The organism is Exiguobacterium sp. EA-TM-5 (genome assembly GCF_053878415.1).
This window is the reverse complement of sequence record NZ_CM132670.1, coordinates 1,499,681-1,514,791: the sequence shown is the minus strand read 5'-3', so window position 1 is coordinate 1,514,791 and position 15,111 is coordinate 1,499,681. Positions and strand designations below refer to the sequence as shown.

The window sequence follows — 15,111 nt, the reverse complement described above, 5'->3', positions numbered from 1 at the left end:
ACAACTCTCCTTCACAATCGCTCTTCCTTAGTAGTGTACCCGATTCATTTTAAAAATACTATAAACGCCTCTGCGAATCGCAGAGGCGTTTATTCATCCATTATTTTGATGATTTTCCACGTACATAATCGTTATCGAACAAGAAGAGTCGTAAGATCAAGTACAACGCCGGAATCAAGAGTAAGAGTCCGAAGATGAAGACGACGACGAGTGCGGAAGCCATCGTTTCGTTAACAACCGCTTTGTTGATATCGATATATGGATACAAGATATACGGTAAGTGCGTATAACCGTAACCGAACCACGCCACTCCATACTGTAGCATGACCGCAACGAAGGCAATTCCGTAATTCTTCTTCATGTAGACAAGTGTCACAGCAATGAGGAAGAAGATGAAACTAGCAGCGAACCACCACCAGTTGCCGTTTAAAATATTTTCATAGTGCCATGCCGCTTGATTTTTCAATCCGAAGAAGACGAGTGCACAGACAAGAATCGTTGGTCCACTCCAGAAGAGCGCCCATTTACGAATCAATGGCGTAGCCCCTTCATCCTTCGCTTTATCTGCGTAGAATAAAAGGAACATCGCACTGATGTAAAGGACTGATACGATCGCAAGTGCTACGACCGACCAAGAGTAAAAGTTCGAGAATAATTTTGTTCCTAAAAATTCGACCGTTTCATTCGTTTTGCGAATGAATCCGCCTTGACTAATCGTCAGTGTCGTTGACATCGCTGCCGGAATCAATAAACCAGTTGCTCCATATAAGAACGTATAGAACATGCTGTTGTTTGATCCATAATTGGCGAATGCATAGAAGCTACCACGAATCGCAATCAACACAAGAACGATTGAGGCTGGCACGAGTAGTGCCGTACCGAAATAGTAAGCGGTATCCGGGAAGAACCCGACTAGTCCGACGAAGAAGAATACGAAGAAGACGTTCGTTACCTCCCACACTGGTGAGAGATAACGAAGAATCAATCGATTCGTCAAGTGATCCCGCTTCGTATATTTTGAATAAAAGGCGTAAAATCCAGCACCGAAGTCAATTGAGGCAACGATGAGATATCCGTACAGGAAAGTCCAAAGGACCGTAATTCCTAGTGTTTGAACGTCCAAATCGTTCCCTCCTTACTTGTTATCATCCACGAACATTGCTTCCCCACGAGCGTGGTGATTCTCAGCAAGTTCTTGAAGTTCTTTTCCAACCGGGTTTTTCTTGAACATCCGTAATAATACGACTGTACAAATCGTACCGAGCATCAAGTACAAGGCACTGAATAGAATCAACATCGGACCAACAGCCGTTGACGTCGTCGCTGCATCTGCTGTCCGCATGATACCGTAAAGCGTCCAAGGCTGACGTCCAATTTCGGCATACATCCAACCTGCTTCAATTGAAACCATCGCTAGAGGTCCACCGATGAAAATACCTCTTAGAATCCACTTATTATACGGATTCAATTTTTTGAGACGGAATGCCAAGATGAACAAGGCAGAAATAGCAGCTAAATACATACCAATCGAGACCATGATATCGAAGAAATAGTGAACGATTAGTGGTGCCTGATCTTCTTTTGCGAACTCATTTAAGCCAATGACTTCTGTATCAGGTGCCCCACCTGCAAGAATTGAGAGTGCATATGGGATTTTAACGGCTCCCTTGATTTCATAGCTACCGTCTTCTTGCTGATCAAGTATCCCACCAAAAATCAATTCTGCTTCACTTGTCGTATCAAAGTGCCATTCCGCTGCTGCTAATTTCTCTGGTTGGTATTTCGCCAAGTATTTCCCTGAGAAGTCCCCGACAAGTGCAGTCGAGAAGGCGAAAATTAATCCAGCCATGACCGTTAAGCGAAGTGCTTTTTTATGATACGCCGTTTCCGCTGCTGAAAGTGTTTTTTTCCGAAGCAGATGGAATGCAGCGATTGCCGCCAAGATGAAGGCGACTGTCAAGTAAGCTGACACGATGACGTGTGTCGCCTTCGTCGGTGTTGCCGTATTGAACATTGCTTTTAACGGTTCGATTTGTGTGAGTGTCCCGTTGACGATCTTAAACCCTTCTGGTGAGTTCATGAAAGAGTTGACCGTCGTAATGAAGAACGCTGATGCTGTCGCACCGATGACGACTGGAATCCCAATCAACCAGTGTAACCATGGGTTTTTGAAGCGATCCCATGTGTACAGGTAAATACCGAGGAAAATCGCTTCAAAGAAGAATGCGAATGTTTCCATGAATAGTGGTAGTGCGATTGTTTGACCTGCCACTTGCATGAGTGACGGCCAAAGTAGTGATAATTGCAACCCGATTGCCGTCCCTGTTACGACACCGACTGCTACGGTGACGACGTATCCACGTGTCCATCGTCTTGCTAATAAGATATAATCCGGATCTTTTCGTTTCAGACCGATGAATTCAGCTGCAAGTACCATGAGTGGTACCCCGACGCCGATCGTCGCGAATATAATGTGAAACGCTAATGTGAGCCCTGTCAACAATCGACTGAGCACTACGGGATCATTGAACATGTATATAGCCCCCTCTTCCTAAAACATACTTCTCTATATGGTCTATAACCGTATCATAGAGAACATAACCCTTTATGTCTGTTTATAATGTTTGATGTAACAAATTGTTCACATGTGCACGTGATTTTTTTCACAAAATGTTCGAAAACTCCTATTCTTACATATATAAAAAGCTTTCCCATTCTTGATTTCGAAAGGGAAAGCACGATATCCTTCATTATTTCATAAAATTTTTTAAACATACTCTCGGAAATAATGATCCAATAAATCGATCACGAACGGTATGGCCGATTCGTCCGGGTTTAATGTTGGTTGATGTAATCCAGAGGTCGGATTATCAACCCCAAGCCAAAACATCATCCCTGGAATTTCCTTAAGCATGAAACCAAAGTCTTCTCCTGTCATTGCCGCGTCACACTCAATATAGTTCGCATTCATCTTGACGAATGACGAAAATTTATCGACGATTTGCCGGTCATTGACGACTTCGTAATACCGATTTCCGAATTGTAAATCGATCTTGACCCCAAACGAAGCTTCGATTCCACGAATGATATCACGAACGCGTCGTTCAAGTTTTTCCATGTCTTCTCCATTGAGTGCACGCATCGTTCCGTCAAGAACCGCTCTACCGGCAATGACGTTTTCCCGAATTCCAGCATCGACCTTTCCAATCGTGATGACACTGCAGTTCATCGGATTGATCGATCGGCTGACGATCGTTTGTAGTTGCATGATGAGAGCGGCTTGAGCAACAACGGTATCAATCGTCAAGTGAGGAAACGCCGCATGACCACTTTGACCATAAATCGTAATATGAACTTCTCGAGCACTCGCGAATAAGACACCGGGACGACTGGCAATCGTACCGACTGGATATTCCGGTGCGACATGTAGACCATACATCTCACTTGGACGGTATTTTTCAAACAACGGACTTTTAATCATCGGTTCCGCCCCGCCCGGTCCTTCTTCCGCTGGTTGGAATAAAAAGACGACATCATCCATGACAGGTAACTCAACGATTCGTTGTATCAATCCTAACGCAATCGACGTATGCATATCATGACCACAGGCATGCATGAAGCCTGGATGTTCTGAGCAAAACGGAAGCCCTGTTGCTTCTTCGATCGGTAATCCATCAATATCTGCTCGGTAACCGATCGTCCGGTTTCCGGTCAATCCTTTCACTCGGACGAACACACCTGTTTCAAACGTATCATACGTGACACGATCTGGTGGATAGGCACGAATTTGTTCCAATATAAAAGCTTGCGTCTTAAATTCCTTGAACCCTGGTTCTGGTATTTTATGAAGCGCGCGCCGCATTTCAATGGCGTATTCCATCTGACTGACTTCCTCCTTCTTCTTTTACGATGTCCCAAAATGCTTGGACTTGTTTTAATTCAAGCATCGATTCCGTAGACAAGATCCACGTATCTCGCTTCAGTACTTTTCCGGATGAGGTCTTCAACGGAAGTTGCATAACTTCATTCGAGTGCTGAATCGTCGACTCAGGCAGGATTGCAAAACCAATCCCATGTAGCGCCATCTGTTTGCATGTCTCGATTTGATCGACGACAAGTGTCCGAGATGGTGGACTTGCGAACCGATCTTGCCACCATTCTAAAATTTCTTGATAGTAAGTCGAATCACTCTTGAACTGAATGAATGGTCGATCTGTTACGCGCAACTGCTCGATCGACGTCAGTTCACTATCGACGAGATAGAGCGGATCTGAGAACAGGCGCTCTTTGACACCTTTCCAATCTGGATTTCCACGAATGATACCGATATGAAAGTGCTCTTCTAACATATGACGCATCATCTCACTGGACCATCCTGTGACGAGCTGAACGCGAACATGCGGGTAGCGTTCAACGAATCGCTTCAAGACACGCGGGAGCCAGTACTGACCCATGATGGAGGCGACTGCAATCCGAAGTGTCCCATAGACGGCACCTTCTTCTGCCGTCAATTCACTTTTTAGTTCGAGTTCTTTTCGATTCATCTCTTTCGCGAGACCAATCACTTTTTCTCCTTGAGGTGTGATACTTAAGCCACGCGATGAACGGATGAATAGTTTTGTTCCCCAACGTCTCTCGATCGCAACAAGACGTTGACTAAGCGCAGGTTGCGAAACGAATAATCGTTCAGCGGCCCGCCTCATATTTAATTCTTCCGATAAAGTGATCAACATTTCCATTTCAGACACTTGCAATGTGAGATTCGACTCCTCATGATATAAGATGGCATTAGTTTAACACGTTAGAAAGGACGATACATATGACACGCTATCATTTTATGTTCATCATCTCAACGATTGCAACGCTCGGCAGTCTCTATTTCAGTGAAATTCGCGGGTTCATCCCTTGTCCACTCTGTTGGTGGCAACGGCTATTCATGTATACGACAGCGTTTTATTTGCTTATCTCGCTGTTCCGATCGAAAACGATTGATCCTCTATTCGTTCGCCTATATGTGCTAGCCGGTTTTGGCGTCGCCTTATACCATGTCATCCTTGAGCGTTTACCCGATGGGGAAGCATTATGTACGAGCGGATGCCTCATCAAATGGGTCAACTACTTTGGTTTCTTGACAATCCCGATGATGAGTCTCATCGCCTTTACATTGCTATTGATTTTAGCGTTCTATCCAGCACGTTCAAACAACGAAGCGTAAGAAGTAACATCTTTAAAGGACTAAAAGTAAGGAGAAGCCGATTGCGCTTCTCCTTATTTGTATCGTTTAGTATCATGTCCATCGATTGAAGACGCTCACTGCGCTTGAAAATGCTAACTCTGAGAGTTGCCCTGTCCCTTCACACCAATCTCCGACGAATGCAACGTCCGCATGGTCAGGAAGCTGCGTCGAAAGAGGAGTTTGTCCCATCTTCCATTTGATTTCTTGAACGACTGCCCGTTTGATCGTTCTTTCTGCGACGATACGCTTACGCCAGTCTGCGAAATGAAGGTCTAGCATCTGTTCGATTCCAGATCGAACATGTTCAATGTAACCCGGATCTTCTAAACGATCGTGCTCGAGATAGGCGATCGCTTGAAGCACTTGACCATTTTTCGGTGCAAGACTTGTATCATAATGCGATAAATCCGTGATGAAAGCACGATGCGCTCGGTCATAGATATAGGAATAAGGTGTTTGAATATAAGGCTGTAGTCCAAGATCATACACGAATACTTCTACCGGTTCATGACTAGCATATGGTGTAACGAATTGTTGTATTGTAGGCGGTGTCGCCATTTTTAGGATTTCGCGTGGCGGTATGGCAAAGATGATTCGTTCTACGGTCCATTCCTGCTTTTTTCGATCTCGAATCAGAAATCCTGACGTAGTCGACTCAACTGCTGTTATTTTCGTTTTCTTCAGGATTGATCCCTGATTTTCTAATATGATTCGTTCTAGCTCCTGCACTAATCCTTGCCACCCTCCCTCAATATAGGAGACAGGCTTACGTGTCCGAAAAAGTTTTTGATAATACTCGAAGTAAACGTCTGAAGGAATCTTCTCCGGTTCCGCCGTAAAAAAGTTCGTCGATGCCAAATCAAGCATCAACTGCGCGACTTGTTCATCGACTTGTTCTATTTTTAACCATTGTCCGATTGATTGTTGCGGATCGCCTCGTTCCACCCGTAAAATCGTTTTAATGATTTCCCATGTAAACCGGACCTTGTTCGTTCCTTCGATGACCTCCGTTTTCAACAATCCCCAGGCGTTCGCAGGTACAGCCGTCAAATGACCTGAAAACTCATATTTCGCACGACTCGCCGAAAAATCAAGCCATGTCACTTCGATTCCGAGTTGTTTCGTTAATTTTCGAAGAATGGATTGATCGCGTCCATATATAGCATGAGCGCCGTAATTAAACGTATATCCTTTTACGGTTTGAGAGGTAGCACGTCCTCCGAGTAATCCAGCATCAAAGAGCATGACTGCTTCTCCTTGTTTTGCGAATAATGCCGCTGCAGTTAACCCGGATAATCCCCCACCTATGATACCAATCGTCATACCTTCGCCTCCTCAACAATCATTTCTATTCTTTTCCCATAACAGTCAAAGAGAAATCGAAGAAGATGAAAAAAAAGACATGATTTCAAACATGAAATCACGTCTTCTTATTCACGATTATGCTTTCCACCAGTCGTCGAGTGGCGAGACTGGCATATGATGCTTATGCCCAACACGTTTATACTGCGTTTCTAACTTCTCTTGGCTAGTTGCTGAAATCGTTTTGCCTTCCAAGTAATCATCAATTTCTTCGTAGGTCATACCAAGCGCTACTTCGTCTGGTAATGCCGGACGGTTTTCTTCAAGATCTGCCGTCGGAATTTTTTCAATTAAAACCTCTGGTGCATTTAGATAACGTAAGAGTTGCTTTCCTTGGCGTTTATTCAAACCTGTTAATGGCGTTAAATCACAAGCACCATCACCATGTTTCGTATAGAACCCTGTCACGAATTCGGCTGCATGATCCGTTCCAACGACGAGACATCCATAATGAGCGGCTAAATCATACTGGCTTTTCATTCGTTCACGCGCTTTCGTATTTCCTTTACTAAAGTCGGAAAGTTCTGCGCCTGTAGCTTCTTCGAACGCTTGCATCGATGCTTCGACCGCTGGTTTGATATTTACACGGAGTGAATGATCCGGTTGAATGAACGTCAATGCCGTTTGTGCATCTGCTTCGTCCTGCTGTTCTCCGTAAGGTAAGCGGACCGCGTAAAATGCGACATCTTTCCCTTCTTCTTTTCGTAGTTCTTCAACGGCTAGTTGGCATAGACGCCCCGCGAGCGATGAATCTTGTCCTCCAGAGATACCTAAAACAAATCCTTTAGCCCCTGTATGTTTTAAGTATGCCTTTAAGAACGATACACGTTTACTTACTTCTTGTGCTGGGTCAATGACAGGTTTTACGCCTGTTACTTGAATGATTTCTTGCTGCATGAATCTCTTCACTCCTTCATATCGTATTGTTCATCAATTTGAATTAAGCTTTTGACGATCCGTCGTTTGTTTTTCATTTGCTCCCTTGAACTGGCGAATGGTTGCAACACGTACTTCTGTACTATCGCCTGAGTCCCGGATTGGTACTTCCACTGTGTAGCTTTTGGTTTCACCTTTCGTAAATGTATCCTTTTCAATAGCTTGTGTGAACACTTGCTCTTTCTCAAAATCATACGTTACGTGTTGATTGGCATCAATTAATTGAGCCTGGAAACGTTGTGAGGATGGATACGTCACGTTTACACTATGATCATTCGGATTCGTTAACAAAATGTTTAATTGAATCATGTCATCTTGTTCTGTCATCTTGACTGCAATCTGAATCGGTTCGTTCATCGTTTTGGTTGCCTGTTGTTTCTTTTCCTGGCACCCCGCAAGACAAATAGTCAGAGAAAGTAGAACGAAAAAGAGACGTTTCATCTCATCCCTCCTTAATCTAAATCAATTTTATCACAAAAAAAAAGCGAAAGAGGATTCTCCTCTTTCGCGCGTTAATTTGCTTATGCTACAGGTAAAGTCGATGGATTCATATTAAATGAAAACAATTGCTCAAGTCCTGTCGCAAACAATTCATCACAAATATCTTCAGCAGCGTTAGCTGGTGCGACTAACGTAATTGTCCGACTGTCAACTGTCTCGATCGTCACGTATACCCCCATTGCTGTTCGTTCTTTGTATCCTACTGCTAAATCTGTTTCAGCGAAAAGTAACATATCCCCGATTCTCCCCTTTTCTCATTCATATGTTCAGTCAAGAGATGACCTACATGTTTCGAATTCGTTATTGTAGGTTTACTGTACCAAAGAGCTAAAAAAAGAAGAGAATTGTCATTCGACATTTCATTTCAAAACAATATTTCAATCAAAGAAGGAATATTTTGGAATTATCTATTTAATTGCTACATGCAAGCTTTTTAACGAGCATTCCCAACACATTTCATTTTGGTTTCAAAAAGATGACAACACAAATTTGATTTTTTTACCATCGTTATTGAGAAACAGGGAAAATATACCTAGATAATTGATGACTCATTTTGTCGAATGATTACTCGATACAGTATTTTTTCGAGTTCTTATGAACTTTCATCAATCAATCGATTCATTTGCTGCCAGACCGTCCCTAGTGCTTCTTCCCCACTTTCAATCCGTGTTAAAGCAAGTTCCGCCTGTAGGGCTACTTCATACTCGCGATCCCGACTTGCTTCACGTAATCTCGGAATCGACTGTTCCGTTCCTACATCAAATAAGAACCGAGCAGCACGCCAGCGTACTAATTTATTTTTATCCGTCAACGCTTCCATCATCATCGGTTCAGCTTCAGGCATCGCCCAATCCGAAATCGTATCACCGGCTGTCCGACGAACGATACCCGACGGATCGTGCAGCGCACTTGTCAAATACTCTAACAACTCTTCCCGATGATCCTCGAACATCCCGAGCTTCACAATCGCTTGACGACGAATTTGCATCTTCTCATCCTGTAATAATCGGGCATACGCTGGAACCCATTCCATCTCAACAGGTAATTCATCAAGTGCCGCAAATCGTTCTTTCCAATCGTTCGACTGAATCGCTTGCCCACTGAACATAATATCTTCTCCTGCTGCGAGCGACTTAAGACGCTCCAAACGTTCGATTGGATAAGCAATCTCAATCTCATGTGCTACTTCGCGCAAACTCTCATCAAGATCACCGTATCGAGGTGCTTGTTCCACCCATCGTCTGTCACTGATGACGTTTTGGACGAATGGTTGGACGAATAACGCCGCTTCTCGGAAACGTTCTGACAATCCTTCCCGTTTTTCTTCTAATCCCTTCACACCTTTGATTTGCATTGGCACGCCTAAAATGAACTGAACGAATAGATGGACAGGTTCATACTCAGCATCCGTCTCGTGCTGTTCTACATTATTTAATGTTTCTCCAAATGCACGTCGTATATCGATGACAAGCGAACGCCAATCATATTTCGGATAACGTTCGATCGACAAAAAGTCACTGACCTGATAGACGAATTTAACACCTGGAATTTCAAGCAATCGCTGTATGTGTTCTGGTGCTCCAAATGCATGCTCAAAAGTCTGCCCTTTTTCCGAGAAATTTTCATCGACGATGACTTTCATGTTATTTGGACTTGGTGTTGGCTCAATCGCTACGATTTTCATGTATATCCCCTCCATTTCTATCATTTCAGAAATCCAATCTGAAATGCAAAGCAAATGCCCTACAGAAATGACCGTAGGGCAAAATCGTTACTTGAATGCTTCCTCGATGATCGCAACGAATGCATCCGGTGTTTCAAGCATCCCCATGTGTCCACTTTCTGTTGAGCGATGTAAGAGATGGTCGTTCACTGGTGCAAAGGCATTTTCTTTTGAAATCAATTGATCTTTCTTACCATGAATAATGACACCTTTGACTGTTGATTCAGTCAGCGCTCTTGTCATATCTCGGCGATCTCGCATCGCAGAAAGCGCGCGGATAGCTCCTTCGACTGTCATCATATATCCGATCTCAAGTGCTTCAGCAACCGCAAATTCATCTGCCCCTTCCGCGAATAAGGATGGAACGAGACCATTGACGAATTCTCTTACGCCGACTTCTTCGACACGCGTGATGTTTTGATTCCGTTTTTGTTTCGCTTGTTCATCATCTGCTTTTGCTGTCGAATACACAAGACCGTACCCGCTGATTTGATCGGCATACGCTTCTACGATTGCCGCGGTAATGTATCCGCCAAAGGAATGTCCAATGATGATTGGATTTTCAATACCACGTCGCTCAAGATCATGCATGACCCATTCGGCAAACCCCTCAATCGTATCTGGTCCGACATCGAGTCCCTCGTGCCCCGGTAAGCTTAACGGCAATACATCGAAAGAATGTCGTAAATTCGCCTCTACTCGATTAAAATAATCTGTTCCTCCTGTAAATCCATGTAGGAGCACAAGTGTTTGTTTTTCCATTGACTACCTCATCCCTTCCATTCAGATGCGAGCATACGATACATCGTCAAATCCATGAAACGACCATGACTGTATGCATAATCTTCTAATAATCCTTCAGCTTGAAATCCTAATTTTTGTACTAATGCATTGGAAGCGATATTTTCAGGTGCAACGAGAGCACTAATCCGGTGGAGAGCAAATTCTTCAAAGCCATATGTCAGAACAGCCCTCGCCGCTTCCGAAGCGACACCACGTTGCCAATGATCTTGACTGACTTCAAAACCAATCTCCGCCCGATGATATTGAGAGAGCCAGTTATGAAAACCGATCGTCCCGATCAATTGATTCGTTTGCGCATCAGCAATTGCCCAGCGAATCGCTTTACCTTGCGTGAACTGTTCTTTAAAGTAACTGATGACATTTTTGGCTTCATAGACCGTCACGAGCGGATCCGATCCATAATAGTACATGACTTCATCATCTGATAAGATTTTAAACAATTCACGTGCGTCGCGGTTTTCGAGCTCACGTAATATGAAGCGCTCGGTCCGCAATTCCGGGAATGGCTTTCGCAAGCCCCACATGCTCCATCACCCCTCTTTATGCTTCTCTATGTAGTATGCCCGTTTTCAGAAGTAAATATCCTTTCAGGCAATTCGAAGTTTTGCTACTATTAAATTATGAAGTAGTTAGTCATGGAAAGGAAGCGAAGTGGTATGTCGAGTGCGTTACTTTACTTATATGAGGACGAGGAAAATCAACGGTTGACGATGTCGGGGGTCCATTTCTCTGATTTCGCTGCAGCAGTCGATTTGAAACGTCCTTTACTCATTTCAGGAAGTAATTTCAAACAGACGAAACAATCTTTTCGAACGATGCTTCATTATATCGAAGCACATGAAATCGAACAGTTTTCACAATCAACGGATATTCAGCGTCATCCTTTGATTGCTATTGATATTCGCTCATCCCATTCGCTCGATGTATTGACGGATGTCGAAATCGCGGAATTATTATTTCTAATGCATATGAAACGAGGAACACCACTTCCCTTCCTTGACTCGATCGAGAATGAACTGGTTTATTTTAGCGAATACGATGGTCTTCATGCTTCTGTTTATTTAAAAGATTGGTCACGAGTGGAACAACTGATCGCCGACCTCGTCCAACGGAAATTTCGACAGCATGCTCGATCCGTTGCCTCGATTGCTTTAACAGCTGAAATCATGATTCACATCCGTCAACTTCTCGGAGAAGGCGTTTTGATTGATTTTGAAAGTGCAAAACGATCTGTTTTCTCAAGAAATATTACAATCCCCGTATATGTGGCAGGACGATATGAAGATATGAGTGTATTACGTGAAGATTTTGAAGCAGAGAAAGAATCAATCCTTCGACGAGGAACGTTAGTTTGTCGCAAGAAGAAATGGAGTTTTGAGTTAGATTGACCTTTAGCATCTTTTTCTTTTTGGAAAAGGATGCTTTTGTTCTATTTGAATTTTAAATGACGACTCCCTCTTAACAACTATTTCTCTCTATATGACAATATCGTTAAAAAATTATTCGAATTTTCACACAAAATAAGACTAGCATCTTGTGAAGACTTCGCTATAATGAGGATAACCTTTTAAAGATAGAAGTTAGACCCGGTTTTTTATAGGGAAAGCACTGGAATCAGCAGAAGGAGGAATTCAATATGGATCAGTTAAAAGTGAACGGAATTGGCTCATTCACGAAATTTGCGACAAATGGGAACATCCTGAAATTAAAGGATGCAACGCTCGGTGAAGTGAAATTGTCGCTGAATGAAGCGAGTTCAATGACCATCGCCCCGGTCGATGAAGAAAACGGTCTTTTCATCATCAAAGGGCAACAGCAGGAATCGCTTGTGGAACTGACGTTACCGCGTCAATCCTGTGAGGTCGTTCACGCTTGGCTCCTCCATAAATTAAAACGCCATAAAAAAACACGCTCGATTGCAACGAGCTGATATTTTTATCTGAAACGCCTCAAGCAGAGAATCCTATTTCTGCTCGAGGCGTTCTCTATTTTAAAAAAACTCGGCGGTGAATTTTCAGAAAATATTGTTTTATTAGATTCATCATGTTATTCTTAGAAAAATTCAAACAGGAGGTTTTAAACATGACACACGCTACACTCATCCAAGAACGACTGATTGTGATTAAGAGTAGGGACTGAAGATTCATTTCTCGTTTGAGAAAATGAAGATCCAGGCCCTTTTCGTCATTTCGACAAGGCGTCTGAGCAAACGACGCCTATCCACAAACATTGTGGATGAGGCTTTTTTTATGAAATTAGGATGAATGGAGGACAACACATGTTTAAGACAAAAGATACATTTGCTTTAGGATTTATGATTTTCGCTTTATTTTTCGGTGCGGGTAACCTGATTTTCCCACCGGAACTCGGAGCGCTTGCAGGCACACAGTTCCTTCCTGCCATCCTCGGTTTTATCGTAACGGGTGTCGGTCTTCCTTTACTCGGCTTACTGGCAGTTGCCTCTATCGGAGGAGGTATCAAAACGCTTGCCGCACCACTTCCTCGTTTTATAGGTGCTGCATTGACGTTTGCACTTTACGTTGCAATTGGTCCCTTCTTTGGGATCCCACGAACATCCGTCGTCACGTATGAGCTTGGAGTCGTACCATTCCTTGGTGCTCCCTCACAAATGACGTTGGTCATCTCATCAAGTCTCTTTTTCCTTGCTACACTCTATCTTGTACTACGTCCAGGAAAATTACTCGAGATCATCGGGCGTTTCATCACACCCTTATTATTGATCGCTCTTGCCGCATTAAGCATCAGTAGTATCATTTCACCACTCTCGAGCGTCGCTTCGCCAAACGAAGCATATGAGACGACTGGACAAGCATTCATTCAAGGTTTCCTTCAAGGATACTTAACGCTTGATGCTCTCGGCGCCTTAGTATTCGGTGTCGTCGTACTGCATACATTAAAAAGTCGGGGCGTTCATGAACGAACAGCACAATTTAAAATCGTTACTCGCGCTGGAATAATCGCTGCCACTGCTTTGACTCTTGTATATGTCGGTCTTGGGATGATTGGACGTAATACGTTCGCTGCTATCGGAAAAGTTGATGGTCCGGCACTTCTTCAACATTATGCGAATACAGCGTTTGGCTCAATTGGTTTAGCTGTACTTGGTCTTGCGATTTTACTTGCTTGTTTGACAACATCTGTTGGTCTCGTCACTGCATTTGCAGAATATATGATGACGATTTCCAAACGTGTTTCATTAAAATCAGCTAGTATTTTCACAACAGCTCTTGGTCTTACAGTATCGATTGTCGGATTACAGACATTGCTATCAATCGCCGTTCCAGTATTGATGTTCCTTTATCCAATCGTCATCGTATTGATTGCATTGACGTTCATGCGTCATCTATTCCGTCGTAAATCGGTCGTCTATCAATCAACTCTAGGAATTACAATCTTCTTCTCATTCTGTAGTGCATTGAATCAACTTTCCCTTTTCCCGGGAAATCTTAAAACGATTTATCAATCCTTACCTTTAGTTGATCAAAGTTTAGAATGGTTATTCCCGGCACTCATCGCCTTTGGTATCAGTTCATGGTTTGGACACGTTTCCAGTGCTCCTATCACACAAAAACGCGCTAGCTAGTGATTCCGCTTTCATCGCTATGGTATGATGGACAAAATGGTTATATTAATGGAGGCGTCATATACATGGATAAGATTGCTTGGATTACCGACAGCATGGCTTTTTTTGAGCCAGAAGAGGCTGAAAAACTCGGAGTCCATGTGATACCGACCTTACTCATCTTAAACGGAGATTCTTACCGGGAGTATGTCGATATCTCGATTGAACAGCTTGATCAAAAAATGCGAGAAGATACTCACGTTTCACCTACAACTTCTCAACCATCATTTGGTGATTTCGTGACGTTGTACGAACAGTTACTCGAAGACGGATATGATTACGGTTACGCAATTCACATCACGAGTGGCTTGAGTGGTACGTATTCGAGTTCTGTAGCTGCAGCTGAAGCCGTCGGATTCCCTTTGTACGCAATTGATTCGTATACGGGTGCTTCGAATCAGCAAGAACTCGTCCGGATCGCACAACGTCTAGCTGCTGCTGGAAAAGGTCCCGATGAAGTTCTATCTACACTTGAAACATTTAAGCACAAATCGCATTTTTATTTGATCATCGGAAATATGGAGACTATGCGACGGAGTGGTCGTGTCTCAGGCAGTCAATTTTTACTAGCGAACATGCTTAATATCAAGCCAATTGCTCAATTTAATGAAGAAGGACGGCTTGTTCCTTTCAAGAAAGTTCGTTCCATAAAAAAAGCATTTAAAGAGATGGTTAGTGAAATCTCTTCAAAGGTAAGCGCTCATGGTGTTTATGATCGGACACTTTATGTCAGTCATACACTCGCCCATACTGCTGCTGAAGAACTAAAACGTTTGATCGTAACAGAACATCCTGGAATCAATGTCCATATCACACAATTCGGTCCTTCTATCTTGGCACATGCTGGTGCTGAGACGGTCGGTGTGTATTGGTTCGATGAGATTCCTTTACCGGCAACTTGATATC

General features: G+C 43.3%; 16 protein-coding genes. 5 read left to right on the top strand and 11 right to left on the bottom strand.

The window, feature by feature from the left end; translation table 11 throughout:
- Positions 1-100 precede the first annotated feature (100 nt).
- The 4 genes from ACV3PA_RS07735 to ACV3PA_RS07720 form a co-directional block, all read right to left on the bottom strand.
- Complete coding sequence (locus tag ACV3PA_RS07735; RefSeq protein ID WP_053453887.1) at positions 101-1,123, bottom strand: cytochrome d ubiquinol oxidase subunit II; 1,023 nt, start codon at positions 1,121-1,123, stop codon at positions 101-103.
- Positions 1,124-1,135: 12 nt separating this feature from the next.
- Positions 1,136-2,533: a cytochrome ubiquinol oxidase subunit I gene (locus ACV3PA_RS07730; RefSeq protein WP_053453888.1), complete on the bottom strand. Its 1,398-nt coding sequence runs from the start codon at positions 2,531-2,533 to the stop codon at positions 1,136-1,138.
- 234 nt (positions 2,534-2,767) lie between these two features.
- Positions 2,768-3,880: an N-acetyldiaminopimelate deacetylase gene (locus ACV3PA_RS07725; RefSeq protein ID WP_456125927.1), complete on the bottom strand. Its 1,113-nt coding sequence runs from the start codon at positions 3,878-3,880 to the stop codon at positions 2,768-2,770.
- Positions 3,864-4,754, bottom strand: coding sequence for a transcriptional regulator CcpC (locus tag ACV3PA_RS07720; protein ID WP_053453890.1), 891 nt, complete (start codon positions 4,752-4,754; stop codon positions 3,864-3,866). Before ACV3PA_RS07720 ends, ACV3PA_RS07725 begins: the two co-directional genes overlap by 17 nt.
- 65 nt (positions 4,755-4,819) lie before the next feature.
- Between ACV3PA_RS07720 and ACV3PA_RS07715 the strand changes: the two genes are divergently transcribed.
- A complete protein-coding gene (locus tag ACV3PA_RS07715; RefSeq protein WP_023468862.1) occupies positions 4,820-5,215 on the top strand; it encodes a disulfide bond formation protein B in 396 nt (131 codons plus the stop codon).
- A gap of 72 nt (positions 5,216-5,287) precedes the next feature.
- Here the strand turns inward: ACV3PA_RS07715 and ACV3PA_RS07710 are convergent, their stop codons facing one another.
- The 7 genes from ACV3PA_RS07710 to ACV3PA_RS07680 form a co-directional block, all read right to left on the bottom strand.
- The gene (locus tag ACV3PA_RS07710; RefSeq protein WP_053453891.1) at positions 5,288-6,559 is read right to left on the bottom strand and encodes an FAD-dependent oxidoreductase; all 1,272 of its coding nucleotides are present in this window, start codon (positions 6,557-6,559) and stop codon (positions 5,288-5,290) included.
- A gap of 117 nt (positions 6,560-6,676) precedes the next feature.
- A complete protein-coding gene (nadE, locus tag ACV3PA_RS07705) occupies positions 6,677-7,495 on the bottom strand; it encodes an ammonia-dependent NAD(+) synthetase (RefSeq protein ID WP_053453892.1) in 819 nt (272 codons plus the stop codon).
- A gap of 33 nt (positions 7,496-7,528) precedes the next feature.
- The gene (locus tag ACV3PA_RS07700; RefSeq protein ID WP_456125926.1) at positions 7,529-7,975 is read right to left on the bottom strand and encodes a BsuPI-related putative proteinase inhibitor; all 447 of its coding nucleotides are present in this window, start codon (positions 7,973-7,975) and stop codon (positions 7,529-7,531) included.
- A gap of 80 nt (positions 7,976-8,055) precedes the next feature.
- Positions 8,056-8,268 carry a hypothetical protein gene (locus ACV3PA_RS07695; protein ID WP_053453894.1) on the bottom strand — a complete coding sequence of 71 codons (213 nt, stop codon included), beginning with the start codon at positions 8,266-8,268 and terminating at the stop codon, positions 8,056-8,058.
- A 359-nt stretch (positions 8,269-8,627) separates the two neighbouring features.
- Positions 8,628-9,719, bottom strand: coding sequence for a conserved virulence factor C family protein (locus ACV3PA_RS07690; RefSeq protein ID WP_456125925.1), 1,092 nt, complete (start codon positions 9,717-9,719; stop codon positions 8,628-8,630).
- Between the two features lie 87 nt (positions 9,720-9,806).
- The gene (locus tag ACV3PA_RS07685; RefSeq protein WP_053453896.1) at positions 9,807-10,520 is read right to left on the bottom strand and encodes an alpha/beta fold hydrolase; all 714 of its coding nucleotides are present in this window, start codon (positions 10,518-10,520) and stop codon (positions 9,807-9,809) included.
- A gap of 8 nt (positions 10,521-10,528) precedes the next feature.
- A complete protein-coding gene (locus ACV3PA_RS07680) occupies positions 10,529-11,086 on the bottom strand; it encodes a GNAT family N-acetyltransferase (RefSeq protein ID WP_053453897.1) in 558 nt (185 codons plus the stop codon).
- Between the two features lie 132 nt (positions 11,087-11,218).
- On the opposite strand from ACV3PA_RS07680, the gene ACV3PA_RS07675 reads away from it, so the two are divergent.
- From ACV3PA_RS07675 to ACV3PA_RS07660, 4 genes are all read left to right on the top strand, one after another.
- Entirely contained in the window at positions 11,219-11,950 is a 732-nt protein-coding gene (locus ACV3PA_RS07675) for a hypothetical protein (RefSeq protein ID WP_053453898.1), read from the top strand.
- Between the two features lie 248 nt (positions 11,951-12,198).
- Positions 12,199-12,492 (top strand): hypothetical protein, encoded by a 294-nt coding sequence (locus tag ACV3PA_RS07670; protein ID WP_050677561.1) that lies wholly within the window; start codon positions 12,199-12,201, stop codon positions 12,490-12,492.
- A 348-nt stretch (positions 12,493-12,840) separates the two neighbouring features.
- On the top strand, positions 12,841-14,166 hold the full coding sequence (brnQ, locus tag ACV3PA_RS07665) for a branched-chain amino acid transport system II carrier protein (protein WP_456125924.1): 1,326 nt from the start codon (positions 12,841-12,843) through the stop codon (positions 14,164-14,166).
- Between the two features lie 65 nt (positions 14,167-14,231).
- Positions 14,232-15,107 carry a DegV family protein gene (locus ACV3PA_RS07660; protein WP_456125923.1) on the top strand — a complete coding sequence of 292 codons (876 nt, stop codon included), beginning with the start codon at positions 14,232-14,234 and terminating at the stop codon, positions 15,105-15,107.
- The last annotated feature ends 4 nt before the right edge of the window (positions 15,108-15,111 follow it).

Excerpts from the sequence above, each read along its gene's own strand:
- ACV3PA_RS07700 (WP_456125926.1), bottom strand. The coding sequence starts at position 7,975 with ATGAAACGTCTCTTTTTCGTTCTACTTTCTCTGACTATTTGTCTTGCG.
- ACV3PA_RS07690 (WP_456125925.1), bottom strand. The coding sequence starts at position 9,719 with ATGAAAATCGTAGCGATTGAGCCAACACCAAGTCCAAATAACATGAAA.
- nadE (WP_053453892.1), bottom strand. The coding sequence starts at position 7,495 with ATGCAGCAAGAAATCATTCAAGTAACAGGCGTAAAACCTGTCATTGAC.
- ACV3PA_RS07680 (WP_053453897.1), bottom strand. The coding sequence starts at position 11,086 with ATGTGGGGCTTGCGAAAGCCATTCCCGGAATTGCGGACCGAGCGCTTC.
- ACV3PA_RS07670 (WP_050677561.1), top strand. The coding sequence starts at position 12,199 with ATGGATCAGTTAAAAGTGAACGGAATTGGCTCATTCACGAAATTTGCG.
- ACV3PA_RS07710 (WP_053453891.1), bottom strand. The coding sequence starts at position 6,559 with ATGACGATTGGTATCATAGGTGGGGGATTATCCGGGTTAACTGCAGCG.
- ACV3PA_RS07685 (WP_053453896.1), bottom strand. The coding sequence starts at position 10,520 with ATGGAAAAACAAACACTTGTGCTCCTACATGGATTTACAGGAGGAACA.
- ACV3PA_RS07725 (WP_456125927.1), bottom strand. The coding sequence starts at position 3,880 with ATGGAATACGCCATTGAAATGCGGCGCGCGCTTCATAAAATACCAGAA.
- ACV3PA_RS07660 (WP_456125923.1), top strand. The coding sequence starts at position 14,232 with ATGGATAAGATTGCTTGGATTACCGACAGCATGGCTTTTTTTGAGCCA.
- ACV3PA_RS07675 (WP_053453898.1), top strand. The coding sequence starts at position 11,219 with ATGTCGAGTGCGTTACTTTACTTATATGAGGACGAGGAAAATCAACGG.
- ACV3PA_RS07695 (WP_053453894.1), bottom strand. The coding sequence starts at position 8,268 with ATGTTACTTTTCGCTGAAACAGATTTAGCAGTAGGATACAAAGAACGA.
- ACV3PA_RS07715 (WP_023468862.1), top strand. The coding sequence starts at position 4,820 with ATGACACGCTATCATTTTATGTTCATCATCTCAACGATTGCAACGCTC.
- ACV3PA_RS07730 (WP_053453888.1), bottom strand. The coding sequence starts at position 2,533 with ATGTTCAATGATCCCGTAGTGCTCAGTCGATTGTTGACAGGGCTCACA.
- brnQ (WP_456125924.1), top strand. The coding sequence starts at position 12,841 with ATGTTTAAGACAAAAGATACATTTGCTTTAGGATTTATGATTTTCGCT.